Annotated in this window: 22 protein-coding genes; all 22 read right to left on the bottom strand. The window is 75.4% G+C overall.

Going from position 1 to position 18,940, the window contains the following annotated elements; all coding sequences use genetic code 11:
• Positions 1-104: 104 nt before the first annotated feature.
• Entirely contained in the window at positions 105-656 is a 552-nt protein-coding gene (locus tag OO57_RS15810) for a hypothetical protein (protein WP_033253102.1), read from the bottom strand.
• 74 nt (positions 657-730) lie between these two features.
• A complete protein-coding gene (locus OO57_RS15805; RefSeq protein ID WP_033253101.1) occupies positions 731-1,282 on the bottom strand; it encodes a hypothetical protein in 552 nt (183 codons plus the stop codon).
• Positions 1,283-1,303: 21 nt separating this feature from the next.
• Positions 1,304-2,023 carry a hypothetical protein gene (locus OO57_RS15800; RefSeq protein WP_033253100.1) on the bottom strand — a complete coding sequence of 240 codons (720 nt, stop codon included), beginning with the start codon at positions 2,021-2,023 and terminating at the stop codon, positions 1,304-1,306.
• Entirely contained in the window at positions 2,020-2,535 is a 516-nt protein-coding gene (locus OO57_RS15795) for a hypothetical protein (RefSeq protein WP_033253099.1), read from the bottom strand. Before OO57_RS15795 ends, OO57_RS15800 begins: the two co-directional genes overlap by 4 nt.
• Before the next feature lie 79 nt (positions 2,536-2,614).
• Complete coding sequence (locus OO57_RS15790; protein WP_033253098.1) at positions 2,615-3,091, bottom strand: hypothetical protein; 477 nt, start codon at positions 3,089-3,091, stop codon at positions 2,615-2,617.
• 131 nt (positions 3,092-3,222) lie between these two features.
• Complete coding sequence (locus tag OO57_RS15785; protein WP_051777684.1) at positions 3,223-4,371, bottom strand: DnaB-like helicase N-terminal domain-containing protein; 1,149 nt, start codon at positions 4,369-4,371, stop codon at positions 3,223-3,225.
• Between the two features lie 37 nt (positions 4,372-4,408).
• On the bottom strand, positions 4,409-5,248 hold the full coding sequence (locus OO57_RS41100; protein ID WP_033253097.1) for a hypothetical protein: 840 nt from the start codon (positions 5,246-5,248) through the stop codon (positions 4,409-4,411).
• Positions 5,245-6,075 carry a hypothetical protein gene (locus tag OO57_RS15775; protein WP_033253129.1) on the bottom strand — a complete coding sequence of 277 codons (831 nt, stop codon included), beginning with the start codon at positions 6,073-6,075 and terminating at the stop codon, positions 5,245-5,247. Before OO57_RS15775 ends, OO57_RS41100 begins: the two co-directional genes overlap by 4 nt.
• An 86-nt stretch (positions 6,076-6,161) precedes the next feature.
• A complete protein-coding gene (locus OO57_RS15770; RefSeq protein WP_033253096.1) occupies positions 6,162-7,934 on the bottom strand; it encodes a type IV secretory system conjugative DNA transfer family protein in 1,773 nt (590 codons plus the stop codon).
• Between the two features lie 132 nt (positions 7,935-8,066).
• Positions 8,067-8,480 (bottom strand): hypothetical protein, encoded by a 414-nt coding sequence (locus tag OO57_RS15765; protein WP_033253095.1) that lies wholly within the window; start codon positions 8,478-8,480, stop codon positions 8,067-8,069.
• 73 nt (positions 8,481-8,553) lie between these two features.
• The gene (locus OO57_RS15760) at positions 8,554-9,162 is read right to left on the bottom strand and encodes a hypothetical protein (protein WP_033253094.1); all 609 of its coding nucleotides are present in this window, start codon (positions 9,160-9,162) and stop codon (positions 8,554-8,556) included.
• 16 nt (positions 9,163-9,178) lie between these two features.
• Entirely contained in the window at positions 9,179-10,429 is a 1,251-nt protein-coding gene (locus tag OO57_RS15755) for a hypothetical protein (RefSeq protein ID WP_033253093.1), read from the bottom strand.
• 565 nt (positions 10,430-10,994) lie between these two features.
• A complete protein-coding gene (locus OO57_RS38490) occupies positions 10,995-11,462 on the bottom strand; it encodes a hypothetical protein (protein WP_035789921.1) in 468 nt (155 codons plus the stop codon).
• A gap of 23 nt (positions 11,463-11,485) precedes the next feature.
• Entirely contained in the window at positions 11,486-11,983 is a 498-nt protein-coding gene (locus OO57_RS15745; protein ID WP_033253091.1) for a hypothetical protein, read from the bottom strand.
• 18 nt (positions 11,984-12,001) lie between these two features.
• A complete protein-coding gene (locus OO57_RS15740; RefSeq protein WP_033253090.1) occupies positions 12,002-13,123 on the bottom strand; it encodes a hypothetical protein in 1,122 nt (373 codons plus the stop codon).
• A gap of 53 nt (positions 13,124-13,176) precedes the next feature.
• Positions 13,177-14,142, bottom strand: coding sequence for a hypothetical protein (locus OO57_RS42565; RefSeq protein ID WP_033253089.1), 966 nt, complete (start codon positions 14,140-14,142; stop codon positions 13,177-13,179).
• Positions 14,143-14,188: 46 nt separating this feature from the next.
• Entirely contained in the window at positions 14,189-14,941 is a 753-nt protein-coding gene (locus OO57_RS15730) for a hypothetical protein (RefSeq protein ID WP_033253088.1), read from the bottom strand.
• Positions 14,938-15,315 (bottom strand): hypothetical protein, encoded by a 378-nt coding sequence (locus OO57_RS15725; protein ID WP_033253087.1) that lies wholly within the window; start codon positions 15,313-15,315, stop codon positions 14,938-14,940. The genes OO57_RS15730 and OO57_RS15725 overlap by 4 nt, the downstream gene beginning before the upstream one ends.
• A gap of 170 nt (positions 15,316-15,485) precedes the next feature.
• A complete protein-coding gene (locus tag OO57_RS15720; RefSeq protein WP_033253086.1) occupies positions 15,486-15,998 on the bottom strand; it encodes a hypothetical protein in 513 nt (170 codons plus the stop codon).
• Positions 15,995-16,777 (bottom strand): ParB/RepB/Spo0J family partition protein, encoded by a 783-nt coding sequence (locus OO57_RS15715; protein WP_033253085.1) that lies wholly within the window; start codon positions 16,775-16,777, stop codon positions 15,995-15,997. The genes OO57_RS15720 and OO57_RS15715 overlap by 4 nt, the downstream gene beginning before the upstream one ends.
• A gap of 143 nt (positions 16,778-16,920) precedes the next feature.
• The gene (locus OO57_RS15710) at positions 16,921-18,465 is read right to left on the bottom strand and encodes an ATP-binding protein (protein ID WP_033253084.1); all 1,545 of its coding nucleotides are present in this window, start codon (positions 18,463-18,465) and stop codon (positions 16,921-16,923) included.
• A 27-nt stretch (positions 18,466-18,492) separates the two neighbouring features.
• Positions 18,493-18,936 (bottom strand): DUF6238 family protein, encoded by a 444-nt coding sequence (locus tag OO57_RS15705; RefSeq protein WP_033253083.1) that lies wholly within the window; start codon positions 18,934-18,936, stop codon positions 18,493-18,495.
• Positions 18,937-18,940: the final 4 nt, after the last annotated feature.

Genomic DNA, 18,940 nt, shown 5'->3' with positions numbered 1-18,940 from the left:
AGGGGGATCCCGGGTCGCGGATGGTCGGCGACAGCGGGCGAAAGGAGGTGGCCTCGCGCTCTGGCTGGTGGGCAGCCGGGCGGGGCGGGCGACGCTGCGGACGGTCAGCGGCGCGGGGACGGCTTGGCGGCCGCGGGGGCGGGCGCCGCGGGATGCGCCGCCGGGGCCAGTGCGGCCTCGGCAGCCGGGCGGACGGCGGCGCGCAGCCGGGCGGCAGCGCGGCGCACGGCGCCGTACTGGTTGCGGGGGCTGTCCGGCCGTCCGGCGAGGTGGTCGGTGTGCAGGTGCAGGCTCTGTGCGGCCTCGGCCAGGGCGTCGCTCGCCGACCGGTACGCGCTCTCCGCGTAGTCCAGGCTCAGGGGGCCCGGTGGGCGTCCCCGGCCCTGCGTGTCGACGGCGATTTCGAGGACGTCGCTGAGGAAGTACGAGGCGTAGGCGATACGGCTGACGGTGCGGGCGGCGGCCGCGGCTTCGCGGCGGGCCGTCTCCGCGACGTCCGGGGCGGCGAACGGGTCCGGCAGGGGCTGGACGGAGACGGCGACGGCCCGCGTGTGCAGGGCCTGCAGGGTGGTGAGCTGCTCGGCGGCCAGCTCGGTGGACGGCGGGCGGAAGGGCTCTCCGGGGCGGGAGGGCCAGGCGGCGACGGCGGCGTCCACGTGTTCGGCGAGGGCGAGCAGTTGCTGCTGGCGGTCGGTGAGAGGGGGCAGGGCGTGCTCCGGGTGGTGGGGCCTCAGCGGCCCCGGTGCAGCGGGATGACGGTGGCACCGGGGGCGGCCGGGGTGCTGGGGGCGGTAGCGGGGGGCGGGGTGCTGACGATCGCGGACCGGGCCAGGGCGGCGCCGCGGGTGGCCCGGTGGCGGGCCAACTCGGTGGCGGCCAGCGGTGGCGGGGCGGGCGCGAGGCGGGCGGCGGCGTCGCGCAGCACGCGGGCGGCCTCGGCCACGGCCTCGTCCGCGCGGGCGAGGGCCTCGCGGACCTGCGGCGGCCGGTCGGATCGCGGGTCGAGCAGGGTGGTGGCGGTGCCGGCGATGTCGGCCAGGGCGCGGGCGGCGTGCTCGGCCGCGCCGCTCAGCGCGGCCAGCAAGCCCCGGTCGGCGGCGGGGTCCGAGACCCTGAAGAGGAACTCGTCGGTCAGGTCGGCGACCGTCGACGTCAGGTGGGTCATCGGCCAGGCGGCCTCGGCCGCGTGGCCGGAGTCCAGGGCCGGGAGCAGGATGCTGCGCGCAGACTCCAGCCGGGAGGCGGTACTACGCAGCAGAGCCTGCGGGTCGCTGTCGGGCAAGGCGTTGTTCTCCGATCCGGGTCAGCGGCGCACGGGCTTCGCGGCCACGCTGCTGCTGGGGGTGTCGTTCGTGCCGGTGGGCGGCGGTGAGGAGACGATCCGGGTGGCGCCGCGGCGGCGGGCCGCCTTGGCGGCGGTCTCCGCGGCCTCGGCCATGTACCCGGACGGCACCATGACCAGCGGTTCAGCCCGGAGGCGGGCGCGCTCGGCCAGGTAGCGGGCGGCCTTGCCGTCCGGGTCGGCCAACGCCTCCTGCTCCCGGGCCAGTTCGCGCTTTCGGACCTGGGCCAGGCCGGAGCGGGTGCGGCGGATCTCGGTGATGGTGTGGGAGAGCATCTCGTCGATCAGCTTGAACTCGTCGGCGACCCGCTGCTCCAGGCCGGGCGAGTAGAAGTGGCTGCGGATCGTGGAGCGGGGGCGGGTCTGGTTGGCGAGGTCGCAGGCGCGGCCCAGCAGTTCGGTCAGCCGGTACAGGACGGGAGCTGCCCGGGTGGCGGCGAAGGACGGGCCCCAGTCCTCGCCGACGTTCAGGACCCGTGGTCCGCGGCGGTGCGACATCTCGACCCGCAGCCCGGCGGCTACGGCGATGTAGGTGCCCAGGCTGGCGATGCTCTGGGCGAGCAGGTCCGGCATCTGGGCCGGCGGGCGGCGGGCGGTGTGCCGCACGTCGCGCCGGACGTCGGCCAGCCGGTCGGCGAGGTCTGCCAGGCGCTGGACGTCCTCGACGGCGATGTCGCTCACCGGCGCCGCCTGCCGCTGTCGGTAGGCAGGCCCTGCGCGGCGGCTACCGTGAGTGTCGACCGGGGGCGCCGGGCCGCGGGCTGCGGTGTCCCCAGAGGCGGGAAGTCCTCCCTGGCCAAGGAGACCGCCCGCATGCCGGCGATCAGCGAGTTGTAGGCGACGGCAGCCGAGTCGAGGACCTCGTGGCCCAACTTGTCCTCGCGCTCGCCGGCCGCCGGGTCGCCCCGGTCGGCGTCTGCGGTGCTTTCGAGGGCGAGGGCGCTGTCCGCCGCCTCGGCCAGGTGGCGGTTGGCCTGCGTGGCGTACTGGCGGCCTGCCCGAAAGCCCCGGACGGCGGCCTGCCGGACCGGATCGGTGCCGGCGGTGCCGAGTTCGTCGAGGCGGATCGCGCAGTGCCGCATCACGGTCATGGCGTTCTCGGCCGCCTGGGCCAGGAACGCGGAGGTGGGCACGGTGGGGTGGGCGGCGATGGAGGGGTGTGAGTTGAGTGTGGTGGCCAAGTGGTAGAACACGCCGCGCAGTTCGGTGATCTCGGTCGCGAGGGCGGCGGGTGCGGGGACGGGGATGGCGGGCTCCGGGGGGACGGGGCGGCTACCGGCGCGGTGCGGCGGGGGCCGGGAGGGAGGTGATGACGGACGGGGTCGCGAAGGCGGGGGCGGAGGCCGTTCGGGCGGCGGCGGTGCTGCGGACGACGGCGGCGCGGCGACGGGCCGGGAGGGCATCGGAGCGGCCGGTGCGGGCCTGCAGGCGCAGGCCGTCGCTGGCTTCCGTGAGGGCGAGCCGGGTTCGCGACAGCGCCATGTTCAGCGCCAGGGCCGCCCGTCCGCGTACGTTCTCGGGGATCGGCCTGTCGAGGCCGTCGACCTCGTGGAGGCGGGCGGCCATGGCGCTGGCCCGGCTGGCGGCGGCCAGTGCCTGACCGAGGTGGGCTCCGGCGTCGGCGAGCGCTCGGGCGGTGGCGCGCTGGGCGCCGGTGGCCAGCGGGGCCTGTGCCAGGGCGGTGGCGGTGCGCACGACCACCTGGTGGCGTTCACGGATGCGCTCGATGTGGACAAGGAGTTCGCCCATCGACGGCGGGCCCTGCTCGCGGTACGCGCGGGGCAGGACGGCGATCAGGTCGTCGACGGCGTCGGCGTGGGCCCGCAGCCGGGTGGCTGCGGGGGTGGGCGGCCGCTGCGGTTGGCCGGGGTGCTGCTGGGTCAGTACGTGCTCCTGACAGGTGCGCGGGGTGGAGCCGCCCGCTGGGCCGGCGAGAGTTCGGCGGCCGAGGTCGCGACCGCAGCGGGCGGCGGGGTGAAGGTGCGGGTGCGGGCGGCGCCGCGGCGCGCCACCGCGGGGTCGCCCCGGGCGGACGGGCCGTCGGCACCTTGGCCGGTCACGGCGAGCCAGCGGCCCTGGACGGCTTCGGCTCCGCGGAGGGTGTGGAGGGCGGAGCCGAGCAGGCGGCCGGCCGGGACGGAGTCGTCCATCGCCAGCAGGCGAACCGCTCCGGCGCGGGAGGTGGTCGTGCGCAGCAGGCAGGAGCGCAGGACCCGCTCGGCCCAGTAGCCCGCCTCCCCCTGGTAGCCGGCGCGGGTGAGGGTGCGTACGCGCTCGGCGGTGAGGGAGCCGTCCCTGAGGGCGCCGCGGTGCTGGACTTCCCAGAGCACGGTCAGCGGGTCGATCGGCTCGCCGCGGTGGCCGAGGCCGGCCAGGGCCCGGTAGATCTCGCGGTGGCCCGGGTCGAGGAGGTCACGGGGGTGCAGCCAGCCGACCAGGTCGGCGAGTTCGGTGGGCGCGGCGCTCAGCGAGGCGAGCAGCGCCTCCTCTTGGCGCAGGGTTTGCCGCGCGACCTCCTCGGACAGTTCCGTCGGCCAGGTGTCCGGCGCGGGCTGGTGGCGCGTATCGGGCGGTCCCCAGGCATCGGCGAGGCGGCCGATCGCGGTGCGCAGGTCCGCGGTCAGCCGCAGTACTGCCTCGGGTTCGGCATCGGCGCGGGCGGCGGCCAGCAGCCGGTGGGCGTGCTCGTGGACTTCCCGCCGCACCGCGCTCTCCAGCACCATCCGGCCGTACGCCGTGGCGTGGTCGGCCATTGGGCAGGCCGAGACCAGGGCGTGCCCGTAGGAGGGCGTGAACGCCGGGCAGGCGGCCGCGGCCGACTCCATCGCCTCCAGCGCCCACGCCCGCCGCGCTTCGGCGTCGCCGTCCGCGAGCGCCCGATGGCCGGCCCGCTGCTGGGCGAGCAGCACCTCGAACAGCGCCGCGTGCGCGGGCCGGTAGAAGTGCTCCGGCTCCAACCAGGGAGCGACGTTGCCCAGTTGGTGCGGTGCGAGGAGCAGTGCGCCCAGGACGGCCTGCTCGGCCTCCATCTGCGGAGTCACCGCTGTGCCGGAAAGGCGGGGGCGTTCATCGTGTGAACCGCGTGGTGGTGCCGGGCGGTTGGAAGGCGGCGGATGCCGCCTGGACCGCGGGCCATGCCGGGGCGGTGGGGAGCCCGGTGGCCGGGTCGGTGGCCGGCAGCGGGGCGACACGGCGCGGGTTGATGCGGTCAGCCCACTCCTGCGCCTCCTTCTCGGTCGGGAAGGCGCCCTCGACGAGGGTGTAGTGGCCCGACGAGCGGTGGACCGTCTCCAGTTGCACGAGGTACTGGCGCTCGGCGGCGCGGGGGTGGTTGTCCAACAGCAGCACCCAGTGGGCCTCGTGTTCCCCGTCGGTGGCGTACTCGGAGTAGGCCATCTGCCGGGTGAGGATCTCGTAGCGGTCGCCGGAGCGGCGGATGCGGTCCTCGATCGTCCGGGTGCGGGCGTCGGCGGGCCGGGCGTACCAGTAGTGGCTGGGCGAGATCAGGCCCTCGGCCTTGGTGTCGTAGCCGTCGCCGCCCCAGTTGTACGGGTCGGCGGAAAGGGGGCGGTAGCGGGCGAGGGCGTCCGGGTCCGCGCCGCGTCGCACGAGCCAGTGGCCCGCCCACCCGAAGGTGAGGGTGTGGGCCTTGCGGACGTGGCAGGTCCGCGCGTCCGGGTCGAGCCGGACATGGATGGCCGCCGCGCGCTCCTCCACCCACGGCTCGCCCGCGGCCAGCTCGTTCCCGGCAACGATGTAGTGCTCGGTGCTGTCGCCGTTCTGGTCGGCCGCGGCCACCACGTAGTGCTCGCTGTCGAACCACAGGCGGCGCAGGGCCTGGGAGCTGGCCTCGTCGGCGGGCCTCCAATGCTGGTAGAGGTTGTCGATCATCCCGGAGAAGCTCATACCGGCTCCCCGGACCTGCAGGAGTACGGGGAGCAGCCGTCCTCGGGGCCGAACTCCTCGCGGTCGAAGGCGATGCGCTCCTGGGTGCCGAGGCGTTCGCGGCGGGTGCGGTGGTCGATGGGCGCCTGGTCGAGCGGGACGCGGGAGCGGTGCAGGTATGCCTGGCCGAGCAGCGGCCGGCCGTCCGCGTTGGCCCGGGCGTTGCCGGCGCGGATCGCGGCGTCGAAGTCGACGACGTCGGCCCACTCCTCGGGGTCGCCGTCGCGGATCGCCCTCCACTGGGCGTTGCCGTGGAAGGGGCAGCCCAGGCAGCTGGACTTCGGGGTGCTCTCCAGTCCGTGCTCGGCGAGCAGGGCCAGGCAGTCGCCGCGCGAGAGGCCCAGCTCGATCAGCGGGAAGCGGTTGCGGGTGTAGCGGACGTCGGCGTCCTTGGCGCGGTGGAACTCGTCCGTCGAGATGCCGATCCACTGCTCGGCGAAGACACCGGCCGGAATGCGGGCCGGATACGGGTATCCGAGGAGCGCTCTGACCTGTCGCTTTATTGGTTTGATCTTGTATTCGCCTGTACACTGACGGCGCGTCATCCCGGGGGTGCCGTCCTGGTTGAGGACGTAGAGCGGCATGCTCGCGAAGCGGTGGTGGGGGTCGAGGGCGTCGTCCCTGATGTTGCCGGAGGCAACCCGGAGGATGGGTATGCCGGCCGGGATGGCGATCTCGCGCTCGACGCGGTCGAGATGGGTGTAGACGGCGCGCGGCTCCCAGCCGGTGTCCGCGAAGATCGCGTAGTCCAGTTTCGGGAGTTCCCCGAGGGCGGAGAGCAGCAGCAGGACGGTCGACTGCACGCCGGCGCCCAGCGAGAGCGTGCGCACGGCCGGGGTCGCGGGGGCCGCGCTGGAGGGGTCGGGGGTGGGGTTCACGCGGCGGCCCCTGCCTTGGCGCGGGCCCGGTCCGTGATCGCGGCGGTCTGCGCGGCGGACGCCTTGCCGATCGCCGCGGCCCCCGGTTCCTTGTACCAGGGCCGGAGTTGGAGCAGGGCGGGCTTGATGCCGGTGGCCAGCAGCAGGGCCTTGCCCTTGGGCAGTGCGCGGATCTGGTCGGGCGGCAGGATCCGCTCCTGCCGCATCGAGGTGGAGGTGGAGCGGCCGGACTCCGAGGTGGAGTGGGAGATGCTCTCGACGTCGTGCTCGCCCACCAGGCGGCTGAGCTTGTCGGCGAAGTCGGCGTCGTCGATGCCGCTGCCCAGGACCTTGATGGTGGCGGCGGACCACATGGCGTCCATGCCGGCCTCGCCCCAGCATTTCTGGCCCTGGCGGTAGGACTGCAGGATCGTGATCGGGATGACCCCGCGCGAACCCAAGTGCGAGTACAGGTCCGGGAGATCCTGGATTTTGCACACGTTGGCGGCCTCGTCGAGGATGCACAGCAGCGGCGGGTCGAGCCGGCCGCCGTCGCGCTCGGCCTGGACGACGGCGGAGCGCATCACGGAGTCGGCCGCCGCGGCGATCAGCGCGGACGCCGAGCCGCCGCCGTCCTTGGACAGCAGGAACAGGGTGTCGCGGCTGGTGGCGAAGTCGGCGGGCTTGAACTCCGGCAGGGTGTCGGACGGGGTGACCCAGACCGCGATGCCGGGGTCCAGCAGGCAGGCCGCGTACTGACGGGCCGTCTCGTAGATGCCGTCGCGCGTTTCGACGGCGCCGGAGACGGTGCCCTGCAGCTGGGCGGCGATGGCGGTGAGCCCGTTCGCCTTGAGGATGTCGATCGGGGCGCGGTCGGCGGGCTGGGCGAGCCATCCGAGGACGTCGGTGATCGGCCTGCCGTCGGCGCCCGCCGCGAGGAACAGCGCGGTCAACGTGTTCGCCGCGGCCGTGCTCCAGAAGTCGGTCGCGTTGGAGGCGTCGACCGAGGCGGTGACGAAGTGCCCGGCCAGGCGGCGGGCGCCGGGCAGGTCGCGGGCGTCGTGCAGCGGATCCCACCACATGGCCTGCTCGGTGTGGGCGATCTGCTGCGGGTCCATCGTCCAGACGCGGCCGGTGGCCGAGCGGGCGTCGACGGTCGCGGTGTATGCATCGCCTGCGGCTTTGTTCGAGGTGAGCAGGACCGGGCCGGGGGCGGACAGGATCGACGGCACCGCCAGGCTGGTCGTCTTGCCGGAACGCGGGGCCATGATCGCGACCGCGACGTCCTCCCAGGACGCGCGGACCTCCGGGCCGCGCTCGCCCAGGGTGCCGAGCAGGATGCCGGTGTCCTGGGGGCGGATGCTGCCGGGCTTCGCGGAGGCGAGGCTGGGGCGCAGGCTCTTGGCCTTCGCGGTGATCTCCTTGGGCAGCAGCACCGCGAGGTCGCGGCTGGTGGCGAGTCCGGCGGACTTGGAGCGGCGGTGGCGCAGCCACAGGCGCAGGCCGATCCCGGCGGTGGTGGCGGCGAGGAGGCCGGGGGCGATGCGGGCGCCGAGCAGGAGCGCGACAGGGCTCGGGGCGGGCCAGGTCTGCTGCGGGTGCAGGGCGGCGTCGATCGGCTGGAACGGCGTCCAACCGCCGTTCCCGAGAAGGGTATTGGTGGTGTTGCCGCAGGCCCAGGCGAGGGAGCCGTAGGCGATCAGCGCCAGTGCGGCGCCGATCAGGGTGTAGAGGAGGGCGTCGGTGCCCGGGGACGGGGACGGGGAAGAGGGGGAAGAGGAGGGGGGCAGTGGGGGTCCTTGCGGGAAAGCCGGGCCGCGGGAGAGGCACGTGGTCGGTATGGGGAAGCCGGACTGCGGCTCGGGGTAGCGCAGTTGGCGAGGGGGTTTCGTCGCCCTGTCGGGTGGCCGGGCGGGGCGCGCTCAGCGCGCGGGCGGCTCGGCGATCCGCGGGTGCGGGGCGGCGGTGCGGGCGGCCTCGGCGGCAGCAGCCTGGTGGATGCGGGCTCCTGCTCCGGCCGCCCGGGCGGCGGGCGACAGGGTGCGGGCGGCCGCGTAGCGCTGCCGGGTCTCGGCGACATCGAGGTGTCCGAGCCGGTCGGCGACGGCGGCCACCCGGTAGGCGCTGAGGGCGAGTTCGGCGCCTTCGCGGAAGAGGGGCTCGTGGACGGCCGGTTCGCTCCAGGCGTCGGCGGCGTGGGCGCCGAGGCGGGTGAGGAGGGTGGCGAGCGCCTGGACGGGGCCGGGCGGCAGGAACAGGCCGTGGAGCAGCTCGGCGGCCTCGTCCGGGTGCATCGCCTCGACGCATTCGCCCAGGTCGGCGATGGCGCGGGACATGCGGGCGGTGGCGTCGTGGGCGCGGTCGGCGGACGGGCGGGCGTGGGGTTCGGGCAGGGGGGGTTCCTCTCGTTCAGCGGGTTCGGTGCGCGGGCGGTGCGGCGGCCGGCTCCCGGGTCGGGGACGGGGTGCTGCGGACCGGGCGCGCTCGGAGTGCGGCGCTCGCCGTGGCGGCGAGGCGGCGGGAGTCGATGTCCAGCAGCTGGCAGACGGCCATGGCGCGGGACAGGTCGCGCTCCAGGTCCGGGCGGCGGCCGTCCGGGCGGGCGAGGGGCGCGATGATCCGCACCTCGTGGCTGTCCACGCGAAGCGCGATCCAGCGGCAGGCCGGTGCGTCGCCGTCGGGGGCGATGCCGGTGGCGGCCAGCACCCGGCGGGCGGCCTCGGCCCAGCGGGCGTCGGTGAGTGGGGGCGAGTCGGGGTGGGCGCGCAGCGTGCAGTGCCACACGTCCCTCTCGCGCCCCGGCCGGCGCTCGCGTTCCGGGCGAAGGCGCAGGAGGTCGGCGTCCAAGTCGGCCGCGAGCGCGTCGAGTTCGGCGGTGCCCGGCCGCGGCAGCTCGGCGACGGGACGCCAGGCGGCGACGATCCGCACCCGCGGGTGGCCGGGGCGGTGGCGGGCCTGCTGCTGGGCGGAGGCGAGCAGGTCCCGGGTGCTGGCGTAGCGGGTGATGCTCGGAATCACGTGGGGAGACGTTTCTTCAACGCCGCGATGACGCTCGGAGCAGCGGGGGCGCGGCCGGTAGCGCGGCCGCGGCCATCGGGGCGGCGGTGGAGCGGATGCGGGCGGGGCGGGCGGCGGCGCGCAGGCCGGCGGCCACATCGGCGAGGTCGGCGCCCGCGTCGTACACGTCCTGGCTGGTGCGGCCGAGGTCGAGCTGCAGGTGGGCAGTGCCCTCCCGGGCGCCGCTCCAGCGCGCCGCAGCGCCGAAGAACTCCGACAGCTCGTCGAGGTGCTGCTCGGCCTGCTCGACGAGGCGGGCCGCCTCGGCGGGGTCGGCGATCTCGGCGAACCGGGCGGTGAGCTGCCGCACCGCGGCGGCGGGGTCGGGCGCCGCGCCGTCGGGTGCGTGCGTGCGCGGCGGCAAGGTGCGTTCGGCCCCGGCCCGGTGGGGCCAGGCGTCGCGCGCGGGGAGTTCGAAGAAGTCCCAGGGCAACAGGCCGCCGATGCGGTAGAGGCCGCGGGCGTCGGGTTCGACGTCCTCGCTGCCGGCCATGCCGGAGTGCTCGGCCGTCCAGCGAAAGCGCAGCTCGCCCCCGCTGCCCCAGCGCGCGGTGAGGCCGCCGCCGTCGGCTACCAGGTCGGCGACGATGCGTTCGGCCGCCTCGCGGGTGAACCCGGCGGTGCAGTAGGGCTGGGCGTCGCCGTCGGTGTGGTCGGGGCCGACCAGTCCGAGGTAGGGGGCGCGGTCGTAGGAGCCGTCGACCCAGAAGAGGTGCAGCCGCTCACCGGACTGCGGGCGGGGGCCCGTGGTGCCGTGGGCGGCGGTGATCTCGGCCGGTGTGGTCGAGGCCCAGGCGTTCAGTCCCCGCGCGAGGTGCGCGCCGTCGTCCACGGCGGCGGCCAGCGCGTCCTCGATCGAGTCGGCGACGTCGGTGAGGTGCCAACGGACCTCGTGGGCGGCGGGGTTGGACTGCTTGTCGGAGCCGATCGGGTCCAGGGCGCGGGCGGCCTGCCGGGCCAGGCGGGCGGTGAGGACCAGGACGCCTTCGGGGGCCAGGAGCCGGGAGACGAGTTCGGCGATCTGCTCGGGCCCCGAGTCCTGGAGCCGGTCGGTGTGCGGCGGGCCCGCGGGCGGGGCGGGCCGGGGTTTCGGTGCGGGGGTGCTCAGGTCGGTCTCCGGGGTGCGGTCGGGGCGGGTGGGCCGGGCGGCGGGAGCGAGGCCGGGGGCACTGCGGTCCCGGTGGGAGGCAGGGCGGAGCGGACGGTGGCCGCCTGTCGACGCTCGCACGAGGCCGCGGGGCGGGGGGTGCGGCTGACGGCGTCGGCGGAGGCGGCGAGGTCGGCCATACGCCGACTGCCGGCGTGGAAGAAGTCGGCCAAGCCGCCGTCGTCGGTGTCGCCTGCGGTGCGGCGGACGTGGTCGCCCGCGCGCTTGAGCACGTCGGCCATCACGTAGATGGGGCCGTGCGGGCCGCTGACCATCTGGGCGGCGGCGTCGGCGAGACCGTGGACGCTGTCCATCTCCTCCAGCAGGCCCAGCAGTTGGTCGGCGCTGCGGGACATGGAGTCCAGGGCCTCCATCGTCCGCTCGTCGAGGTCGGAGAGCCGCAACTGCGGGTCGAGGTCGACCCGGTAGCCGGCGGCGGTCAGCCGCTCGGCGGCCCGGGTGGCCAGGGCGCGCTGGATGAGCGGGCCCTCCCGCACCCGCAGGTGGACCGGGGCCTCGGCCCGCCGAGGGGTGCCGAAACCGAGGTGCTCGATCACGCGCAGGGCCCGCGGGTCGGCGCCGCGCACCTCCACCGGCCCGAAGGAGCCCGGCACGATGCCGATCTCGGGGCGCTCCCCGGGCGCGGTCAGCGCAGGCTCCGGGCGACGAACCCGGCGTTGGCGGCCAGCTCGAAGGCGGTGGCTGTGGCCGGGGACGGCTTCACCGTCGCAGCGGCATAGGCGGAGGCGGCCGCGGCGGCACGGCGGCGCTCGGCACGGGTGGCCGGCGCGGGAACCGGGGCGCTGCCGCGCAGCCGCACCGCCGCGGCCTCCACCTGTGTGCGCAGGCGCACGACGGTCAGGGCGGCGGAACTCAGCTGGTCCACGACGGGGGTGGAGTCGTCGTGGCCGGCGGCGCTCTCCGCTGCCAGGCGCAGCGCCTCCTCGATCTCGTACAGCGAGGTCTCGACGGCGGTGAGGGCTCGGGCGCTGGCGGCCGGGGTGGGGCTGTCGTGCAGGGCGTCGCCCAGACGGCGGATCGCCCAGGCGGCGATGCTCCCGGTCTCGGCGGTGTCGGGCTGGGCGTGGGCGAGGGCGGTGGTCAGGGGCGGCAAGGGGGTGCAGGTCTCCGGGCTGGTCAGAAGTGGGGGTTCTCGGTGGTGCGGTCGGCCTCGGTGGCGGCAGCCAGCAGCTCCGGCAGGTCGCCGGGGGCGGCGTCGCGCTGGTCGATCCACCAGCCGGCCCGGTCGACGGAGCGGGCCTGCTCCTCGATCTCCGCCCAGCCGCTCTCGCCGAGGCTGCCCTCGGCGACCAGCACGCGGTAGGCGGCGGTCATCAGCTGGTGGCGGGAGCGCTCGCCCCAGGCCAGCGCGCGCTCGGGGCCGGACAGCGGCGGCATGCGGAACTTGGTGGCCCACCAGGTGGCGGCCTGCTGCTCCTCGGCGCGCTTGGTCTCCAGCCAGGCGGCGCGGCCGGCGTCGTCGTCGTCGCGCTGGGCGCGCCAGCAGTCGGTGCAGTCGCGCCCGGCGAGCCAGCGGGCGTAGCCGGCGCGGCGGTCGGCGGGGCGGGTGGAGAGGTCGTGGTCGGCGCTGTGGGAGCAGGCGTGCTCCACAGTCCAGACGGTCTTGATGGGCAAGGTGAGGGTTTCTCCAGGTCAGCGGGTGTGGATGCTGTAGGCGAGGCGGGGGTCCTCGACGCGGCGCACCGCCTCGGTGCGGAGCGCGGCCTCGGTGGGCTGGGCGGCGCCGACGCGGCCCAGGCGCAGGCTGGTGGCGCGGGCGGCCTGGGCGCGGGCGCTCAGCACGGGGCCGGCGGCCGCTCGGCTTCCGCGGGCCGCAGTGCGGGGGCGGGCCGGGGTGGAGGCGGTGATCGCCTCCAGGTCCTGGCGGACGCCGCCGAGCATGCTCTGGGTGTCGGCCAGGGTGGCGGCGACCGCGGCGGGGTCGAGGGACTGCGGGTCGTCGCGCAGCTGCTGGGACAGCCCGGCGAGGATCTCGTCGATCGCGGCGAGCGTCTTCTGGCGGTTGGTCACCATGGCCGCCATCCGGGCGTCGGGCGCTTCCTGGGCGGCCGGGGCGGGGTGCAGCCGGCTGTGGACCGGGTCGGCCCCGGCGCTGTCCGCCCGGTCGGTCGGGCCGGTGTCCTTCGGCGGCTCGGCGGGGGTGGCCTTGGCCGGAAACGGGTCGGCGGGCCCGGAGCGCGCGGGCGGCTCCGGCGCGGCCTCGGCCGCGCGCTGCGGGGCCTTCCCCTCCTCCGGGTGGCGGGGCTCGTACGCCAGGTCGGTGCTGACGCGCAGTCCGGCGGTACGCAGGGCCTCGACGGCGGCGCTCGCGCGCCGGGTGCCGTCGTTGTCCGGCAGGTTCAACGCGAACAGCCCCTGGTCGCCGGTGCGGTAGAAGCCCTGCTGGGCGAGGAGCTGCGCGATGCCGGGGTTGCCGGAGCGGTCGGCGGCGGTGACGCCGTGCTCGGGGTGCGTACCGACCACGATGTCGGCCGCGGGCCCGGCGCCGGGGGTGACGACCCTGGGGTTCGCTCCGGCAGCGGCGGCGGCCGGGCTGGGATAGCCCGGGTGCTCGCCGTAGTCGAAGGCAGGGTCGGCGAAGACGGCGGCGCCGGTGGAGCGCAGGGCGGCGACGGCCTGCCGGGCGTGCAGGAAGACGCTGTCGGTGCGGGCGGTCAGGACAAGGTCCTCGGTGCCCGCCAGCGGGGTGAAGCCGTAGTCGGACAGCAGGCGGCGGTGCTGGTAGGTCGCCCCGGCGAGGCCGGTGACCGCCACGCCGTGCACCGGGTGCCGGACGAACTGGATGGTGGGGTCGGGGATGGAAACTCCTAGAGGGAGGCAGCGGGGGCGGTCTGCGCGAGGACGGCGGAGGGCGCCGGGGCGGGGCTCTGCAGGATCGGCCCGCCGGTCAGGGCGTGAGCGGTGGAGGCGGTGGCGGCGCTGGAGCGGGCCGAGCGAGCGGAGAGCGCCGGGGCAGCGGGGGTGTCGAGTACCGCGTCGAGGCCGACGAGTTCGCGCTGCAGGCCGGCGATGCTCACGTGCAGCACCTCGGTGGCGATGCGGGCCTCGTCGATCCGGCCCGCGATCTGCTGGTCCTGGCCGACGGGCAGGCCGGAGGCCCACCGGCCGATGTCGTCGAGCAGGCCGGACAGCTGCGACAGGGCGCCGGTGTCCTGGTCGCTGGCCGCGTCCAGCAGGTCCGCGATGTCGCCGCTGTCGGTGAGCGTACGGATGTTGACCCGTTCGACGGCGAGGTCCTCGACCGCCTCGGAGAGCCGGTCGGCGAAGGCCGGACGGGCGGCGAGCCCGCGGGTGGCGACCTGGACGCCGAGGGTCTGCAGGACCAGGCTCGCGCGGGCGGCGGCCACCAGGGCCTCGCGCTCGCTCAGGCCGAACGGCTGCAGGTAGATGTCCCGGGCGCTGTCGTGCGTGAAGCCGAAGCGGTTCAGGATCTCGGGCACCAGGCCCTCGGTGGCGTCGGTGGCGGCCGCCGCGACGATCCCCTCGGCGGGGTGGCGGGCGAAGACGATGTCCGCCCCGTCCGGGACGAAGGTGCGGTGCGGCTCCAGCGGGCCGCTGACGGTGTCCACGCGCAGGCCGCCCACGTTCAGGAAGAAGGCGGTGCGGGCGGCGCGGGCGACGGCGTCGGAGCCGGCGAAGAGGTAGGAGCCGTCGTCGGCCTTCACCGCGTCCTGCTGTTCGAGGATTCGGAGGGCGCTGTCGGGCAGATGGGAGGCGGTCCGGGCGATGATCGCGCCGTCCGGGCCGGGGGTGAAGGAGATGTCTGCGGGCATGTGGGGTGGGGATCTCGCTGATCGAAGAAGGTGCGGGGGGAAGAGGTCAGCGGCGGCGGGCGTCGAGCGCCGCGACGGCGGGGTGGACGGGGCGCTGCGCCAGGTGGACGGGCAGTTGCACCGGGACGGCGGCGGGCGCGGGCGCGGGTGCGGGGGCGCGGGCGGGCTTCGGCGGGACGGTCTCGCGCAGGGTGTGGACGCGGAAGTCGCGCCGGGCCCGGCCGGCGTACCAGCGGGCGTAGTCGTCGGTGATGCCGAGGACGCCCTCGTGCGGGTGGTGGGCCAGGCCGAGGTAGTGGTCGGGCTCTTGTGCGGGGGTGGCCAGCATGTACTCGACGCCTCCGAGGGTGCGCCGGGCCTCCACCCGCAGCCGTCCGCGGGCGACGTCCTCGGTGAGGGTCCGCCAGTGGGCGCCCACCGCTCCGGCCTCCAGGCGCGCCCTGGCCTCGGCACTGGCGGCCCGGGCGACCGCGGCGGCGTCGGGGAACGGCTCCGTGCTGCGCAGCCACCGGTAGTGGCGGGCGACATCGGCCGTGCGCTGGCGCGGCTCGTGCCAGTTGGCCACGCGGTGGCCGGCCACGATCAGCAGGTCGACGGCCACGGAGGCCGCCGCGATCTGCTCATGCTCATCGGCACCCGGTGCGATTGCCCAGGCTCCCAGCGGCTCGATCCGGCGCTCGAAGCCGCAGTGGTCGAGGACCAGCCGCACCAGCGGGTCGCCCCCGCCGGGGACGATCGCGAACTCGCCGTAGTCGTAGTCCCAGCCGAAGGTCGCCGCCGGCCGGTGTGTCCCGGTCATCGGCTCCGCACGACGGCCGGGGCCGCGGCGACCGCCACGGCAGCGGTGCTCCGCTGCCGTTCGGCTTCGGCCAGGAGGTCCAGCAGGTCCTGCTCGGCCTCGTCCCGCGCCGTGGTGATGTCCTCCAGGACCTCCAGCTGGGTAGCGATGTCGTCCAGCAGCTGGTCGTCGACCCGGCGCTGGCGGTCGCACACCATCCGCAGCCGCAGGAGCTCGAAAGCCGTGCGGGTCTCGGCGAGGGCCAGTCGCTGGTGGGCGTCGCGAAGGCGGACCGCGGTGTCGCCGATGGCGTCCTGGGCGGCGTGCAGGGCGGCAATGCTGAGGCTGGTGGCCGCCTCGACCCGGGAGTCGTAGCGGGTGAGGGATGCGGACATGGGGGGGGTACCTCCGGGGCACGGGGAACGGGGCTGGTCAGAACGCCAGGGTCAGAACGCCAGGCGGGGGGCCTTCGCGGGGGCGGGCACCGCGGGCGCGGGGGTGCTGGGCTGGGCGGGGTGGAGACGGTCGGCGGTGCGGGTGGTGGTGTGGGCGACGCTCACGTGCGTCACGGCTCCTGCCCCCCGCCGCCGAAGTCGGCGGGGTCGGGGCCGGTGTAGCCGTAGACCGCGCGTTCCAGTTCGCCGAGGTGGGTGAGGCCGCTGTGGAGGCGGAAGGCGTCCAGGCGCTCGGCGACGTAGTCCTGGCGGTCGGCCTCGGCGACGGCGACCTTGGCCAGGTTGCGGGTGGACAGGCGGCCCCATTCGAGGAGGTCGGTGGGGGTGGCGTGCTCCATCCACACCCACACGCCGCCGCCCAGCTTCAAGATGCCCTGCGGGTGGAACATTGAGGCGCGGCGGCGGGGCTTGGGGCTGCGGCGCTCGCCGAAGCCGCGCACGAGGGAGCCGGCGAGCTTGCCGACGGCGGCCGCGCGCACGTGGACGTCCAGGTCCTCGCCGGCCAGCCGCTCGCGCAGCTCCGCCTCCAGGTCGCCGCGGCGGAAGCGTCCGGCCTCGTCGGTGACGTGGGCGGCGGCGTCCTCGACGATCTGCCACAGCCGCAGGTCGGCGGTCTCGCTCACGCGGCCTCACGCTCCCGCCACGCCTGGGCCATCTCGGTCAGGGCCTCGATGGCCTGGTCGATGACCTCGGCGGTGATCGCCCGGCCGGTGAGCATGAACTGCGGGTCGTAGAGCAGGGCGGTGGCGGTGCCGCGGGCCTGGGCCAGCGGAGGGACCGTCTCGCACAGGAACGTGGTGGCGACCCGGCGTTGACGGACCTCTTCCTCCGCGCGTTCCTTGCGCTCCGCCCACGCCCCGGGCAGCGTCAGCTCCCCGTCGACGACCTTGTCGGCCAGCTCCGGGTCCTCCGCCCGCAGCCGGGCGAGCTGGGACTCTGCGGAGTCCGCCTGCGCCTTGTTCTCCCGGGCGGTCTTGTATGCCTCGGTGAGGCCGATGGCGCCGCTGATCACCGATTCGACGAGGTCGGGGGCGTGGCGCAGGACGGTGCTCGCCTGTCCGATACGGCCGAGGGAGACTCCGGTCTGTTCACTGAGTGAACGAACCGGCTGTTCACTCGGTGAACGGCCGGTTCGTTCACTCAGTGAACCGGCTTTCGCGGCGATCATGGCCAGTTGGCCCTTGGTCAGGTTGCGTCGGCGGATGTTGACCGACAGGGCGTAGGTAGCGGCGTCGGCGCCGTCGTAGGTGGTGAACTGCGGCTCGACTCCGGCGATCTCGCACGCGGCAAGGCGGTTTCGGCCGTCGAGGATCCGGCCGTGCTCGTCGAGGACGATCGGGTGGATCTGGCCGAGTTCCTTGATGTCCTCGGCGAGCGCGTGCAGATCGTCGTCGTCGAGCATCGGGAAGACGGCAGCGGTGGGATGGGCTTCGATGAGGGGTTTCCTCCTGGTTTCGGGTGGGTTGGTGGTGCCAGGTGTCACCGCTCGTGGAAGCGGGGCCCGGCTGGGCGACGGCGTGGCCGAGGTCGGGTGCGAGGTGGTGCTCAGGCTGCCCGGAGCGCTTCGGGATTCGTGAACCCGCGGGGGTTCTCGCCCATCCGGGCGTCGGTGTCGAACAGGGCGCGCTCGGCGGGGTGCAGGACGTGCTGGACGATGAAGGAGCGGCCGGCGAGTTTGTGGAGTCCGCGGCCCCGGCCGCAGTTGGCGATGGCCTCGGTCTCCACGCCAGTCAGGCCCAACAGGCTTGCAGTGGCGGCGAGTTGGTCGGGTTCCTGCCGGTAGATGATGCGGGTGGCGCAGTCGGAGAGCAGGCCCTCCGCGAGGGCGCGGCCGCGGGATCCGGCGTCGCCGGCCGACAGCAGGTCGGACAGGCGGTGGATGACGATGAGGTTGGCGATGCCCAGGCCGCGGGCGAGTTTGAGCTGGGCCTGCATGCGCTCCAGCAGCGGCAGGTGGCGCATCAGGCGCCACGCCTCGTCGTAGACGACCCAGCGGCGGCCGCCGCGCGGGTCCGAGAGGGCGGCCTCCATCCAGGCGGAGGCGCAGGTCATCGCGAGGATGAGCCCGGTGTCGTCGCCCGCGGAGCCGAGTGCGGACAGGTCGATGCTGAGCATCGGGGCGGTCGGGTCGAACTCGACGGTGGAGGGTGCGTCGAACATGTTGGCCAGGTCGCCCTGGACGAGGCGGCGCAGGGCGTGGGCGAGGTCTTCGGCGGCGGCGCCCAGGCGGCGGGCCGGGTCGCCGAGTGCGTCGTCCAGGCGGTGGGCGTCGCCGAGTGTGGAGGCGATGTGGCCCAGCAGGGGGACGCGGCCGGTGCGGTGGGCGTCGGCGACGACCTCGTCGAGGGCGACGTCGAGCGCAGTGTGCTCCATCGGCAGCAGGTCGCGGTGCAGGACGGTGCGGGCCAGCGCCGCCAGGAGCAGCAGGCGCCGCTTGCGGACCTCGGCGGCCCAGTCGTCCGGATCGGCGCCGGGCGGGGTGGCCGGGGCGTCGAGCGGGTTGAGGCGGCCAGTCATGCCGGGGCCGAGCGAGATGGTCCGCCCGCCCAACTCCCGTGCGACGAGGGTCCATTCGCCCTTCGGGTCGCAGGGAACGTAGACCTTGTAGCCGTGGGCGATGGAGCGCAGCGCGATGGACTTGGCGAGTGCCGACTTGCCCATGCCGATCACGCCGGCGAGCAGCACGGAGGGGTTGGTGAAGCCCTCGACCTTGCCGTACAGCGCGAACGGGTCGAAGAGGTAGGACGCTTCGGAGTGGACGTCGCGGCCGAGGTAGACGCCGCCCGCGCCGAGGCCGCCTTCGGCGAGGAAGGGGAACGCTCCGGCGGCGACCGCGGTGGTCATGCGGTGCGGGGGGAGGCGGAGTTTGCCGCCGCGGGCGGAGGCGGGGCCGGGTCGTCCGGCGGCCGGGTAGAGGGGGCGTTCGTCGAGTTCGTCGACTTCTCCGGCGGCGCGGCGTACCGGCTGGTCGGCGAGGCGGGCCTGGCGGCGGGCTTCGGCGAGTTCTCGGCGGGCGCGGCGGTGCTCGGCGCGGGTGCCGCGGGCGGGGGTGTACAGGGGACTGGCGCTGGTGGTGGTGCGGTTGCGCAACCGGTCTCCTCTCTGCGGGGGTCGGGCTCAGCGGCGCAGGAGGCCGGGGGCGGGGGCGTGCAGGTCGGCGGGGGTGGTGATCTGGCGCAGCCGGGCGGCGGTGACGGCGCGGCGCTGGCAGATCGTCAGGTCGGGTGCGCCGTCCGGGAGGCGCAGGGCGCAGGCTTCGCGGGTGGGTCGGCGGCCGTCGGCGCGGGGGGCGGCGTGGTAGGCGTCGTGGAGGTGCTCGCAGACCTGCCACAGGCGGATCCTCGCGTTGTGGAGGTGGTCGCCGGCGGCGGGGGCGTGGGGGCGGGTGCGGGCGGTGGCGGTGTCCAGGAGGCCGAACAGGGCGACGGTGTGGGCGTGGAGGTCGTCGAGTTCGTTGCGGGAGACGGCTTCGCCGTCGGCGAGGCGGGTGTGGTGGTGGATGTCGATGGCGGCGCTGGCGAAGCGCAGCAGGTCGCAGCGGTCGGGGAGGTCGTGGGTCAAGGAG

Origin of the sequence: Kitasatospora phosalacinea (assembly GCF_000717185.1) — a bacterium.
GTDB classification, from domain to species: domain Bacteria; phylum Actinomycetota; class Actinomycetes; order Streptomycetales; family Streptomycetaceae; genus Kitasatospora; species Kitasatospora phosalacinea_A.
Note: the sequence above shows the minus strand (reverse complement) of the source record. Positions and strands in the feature narration are given on the sequence as shown.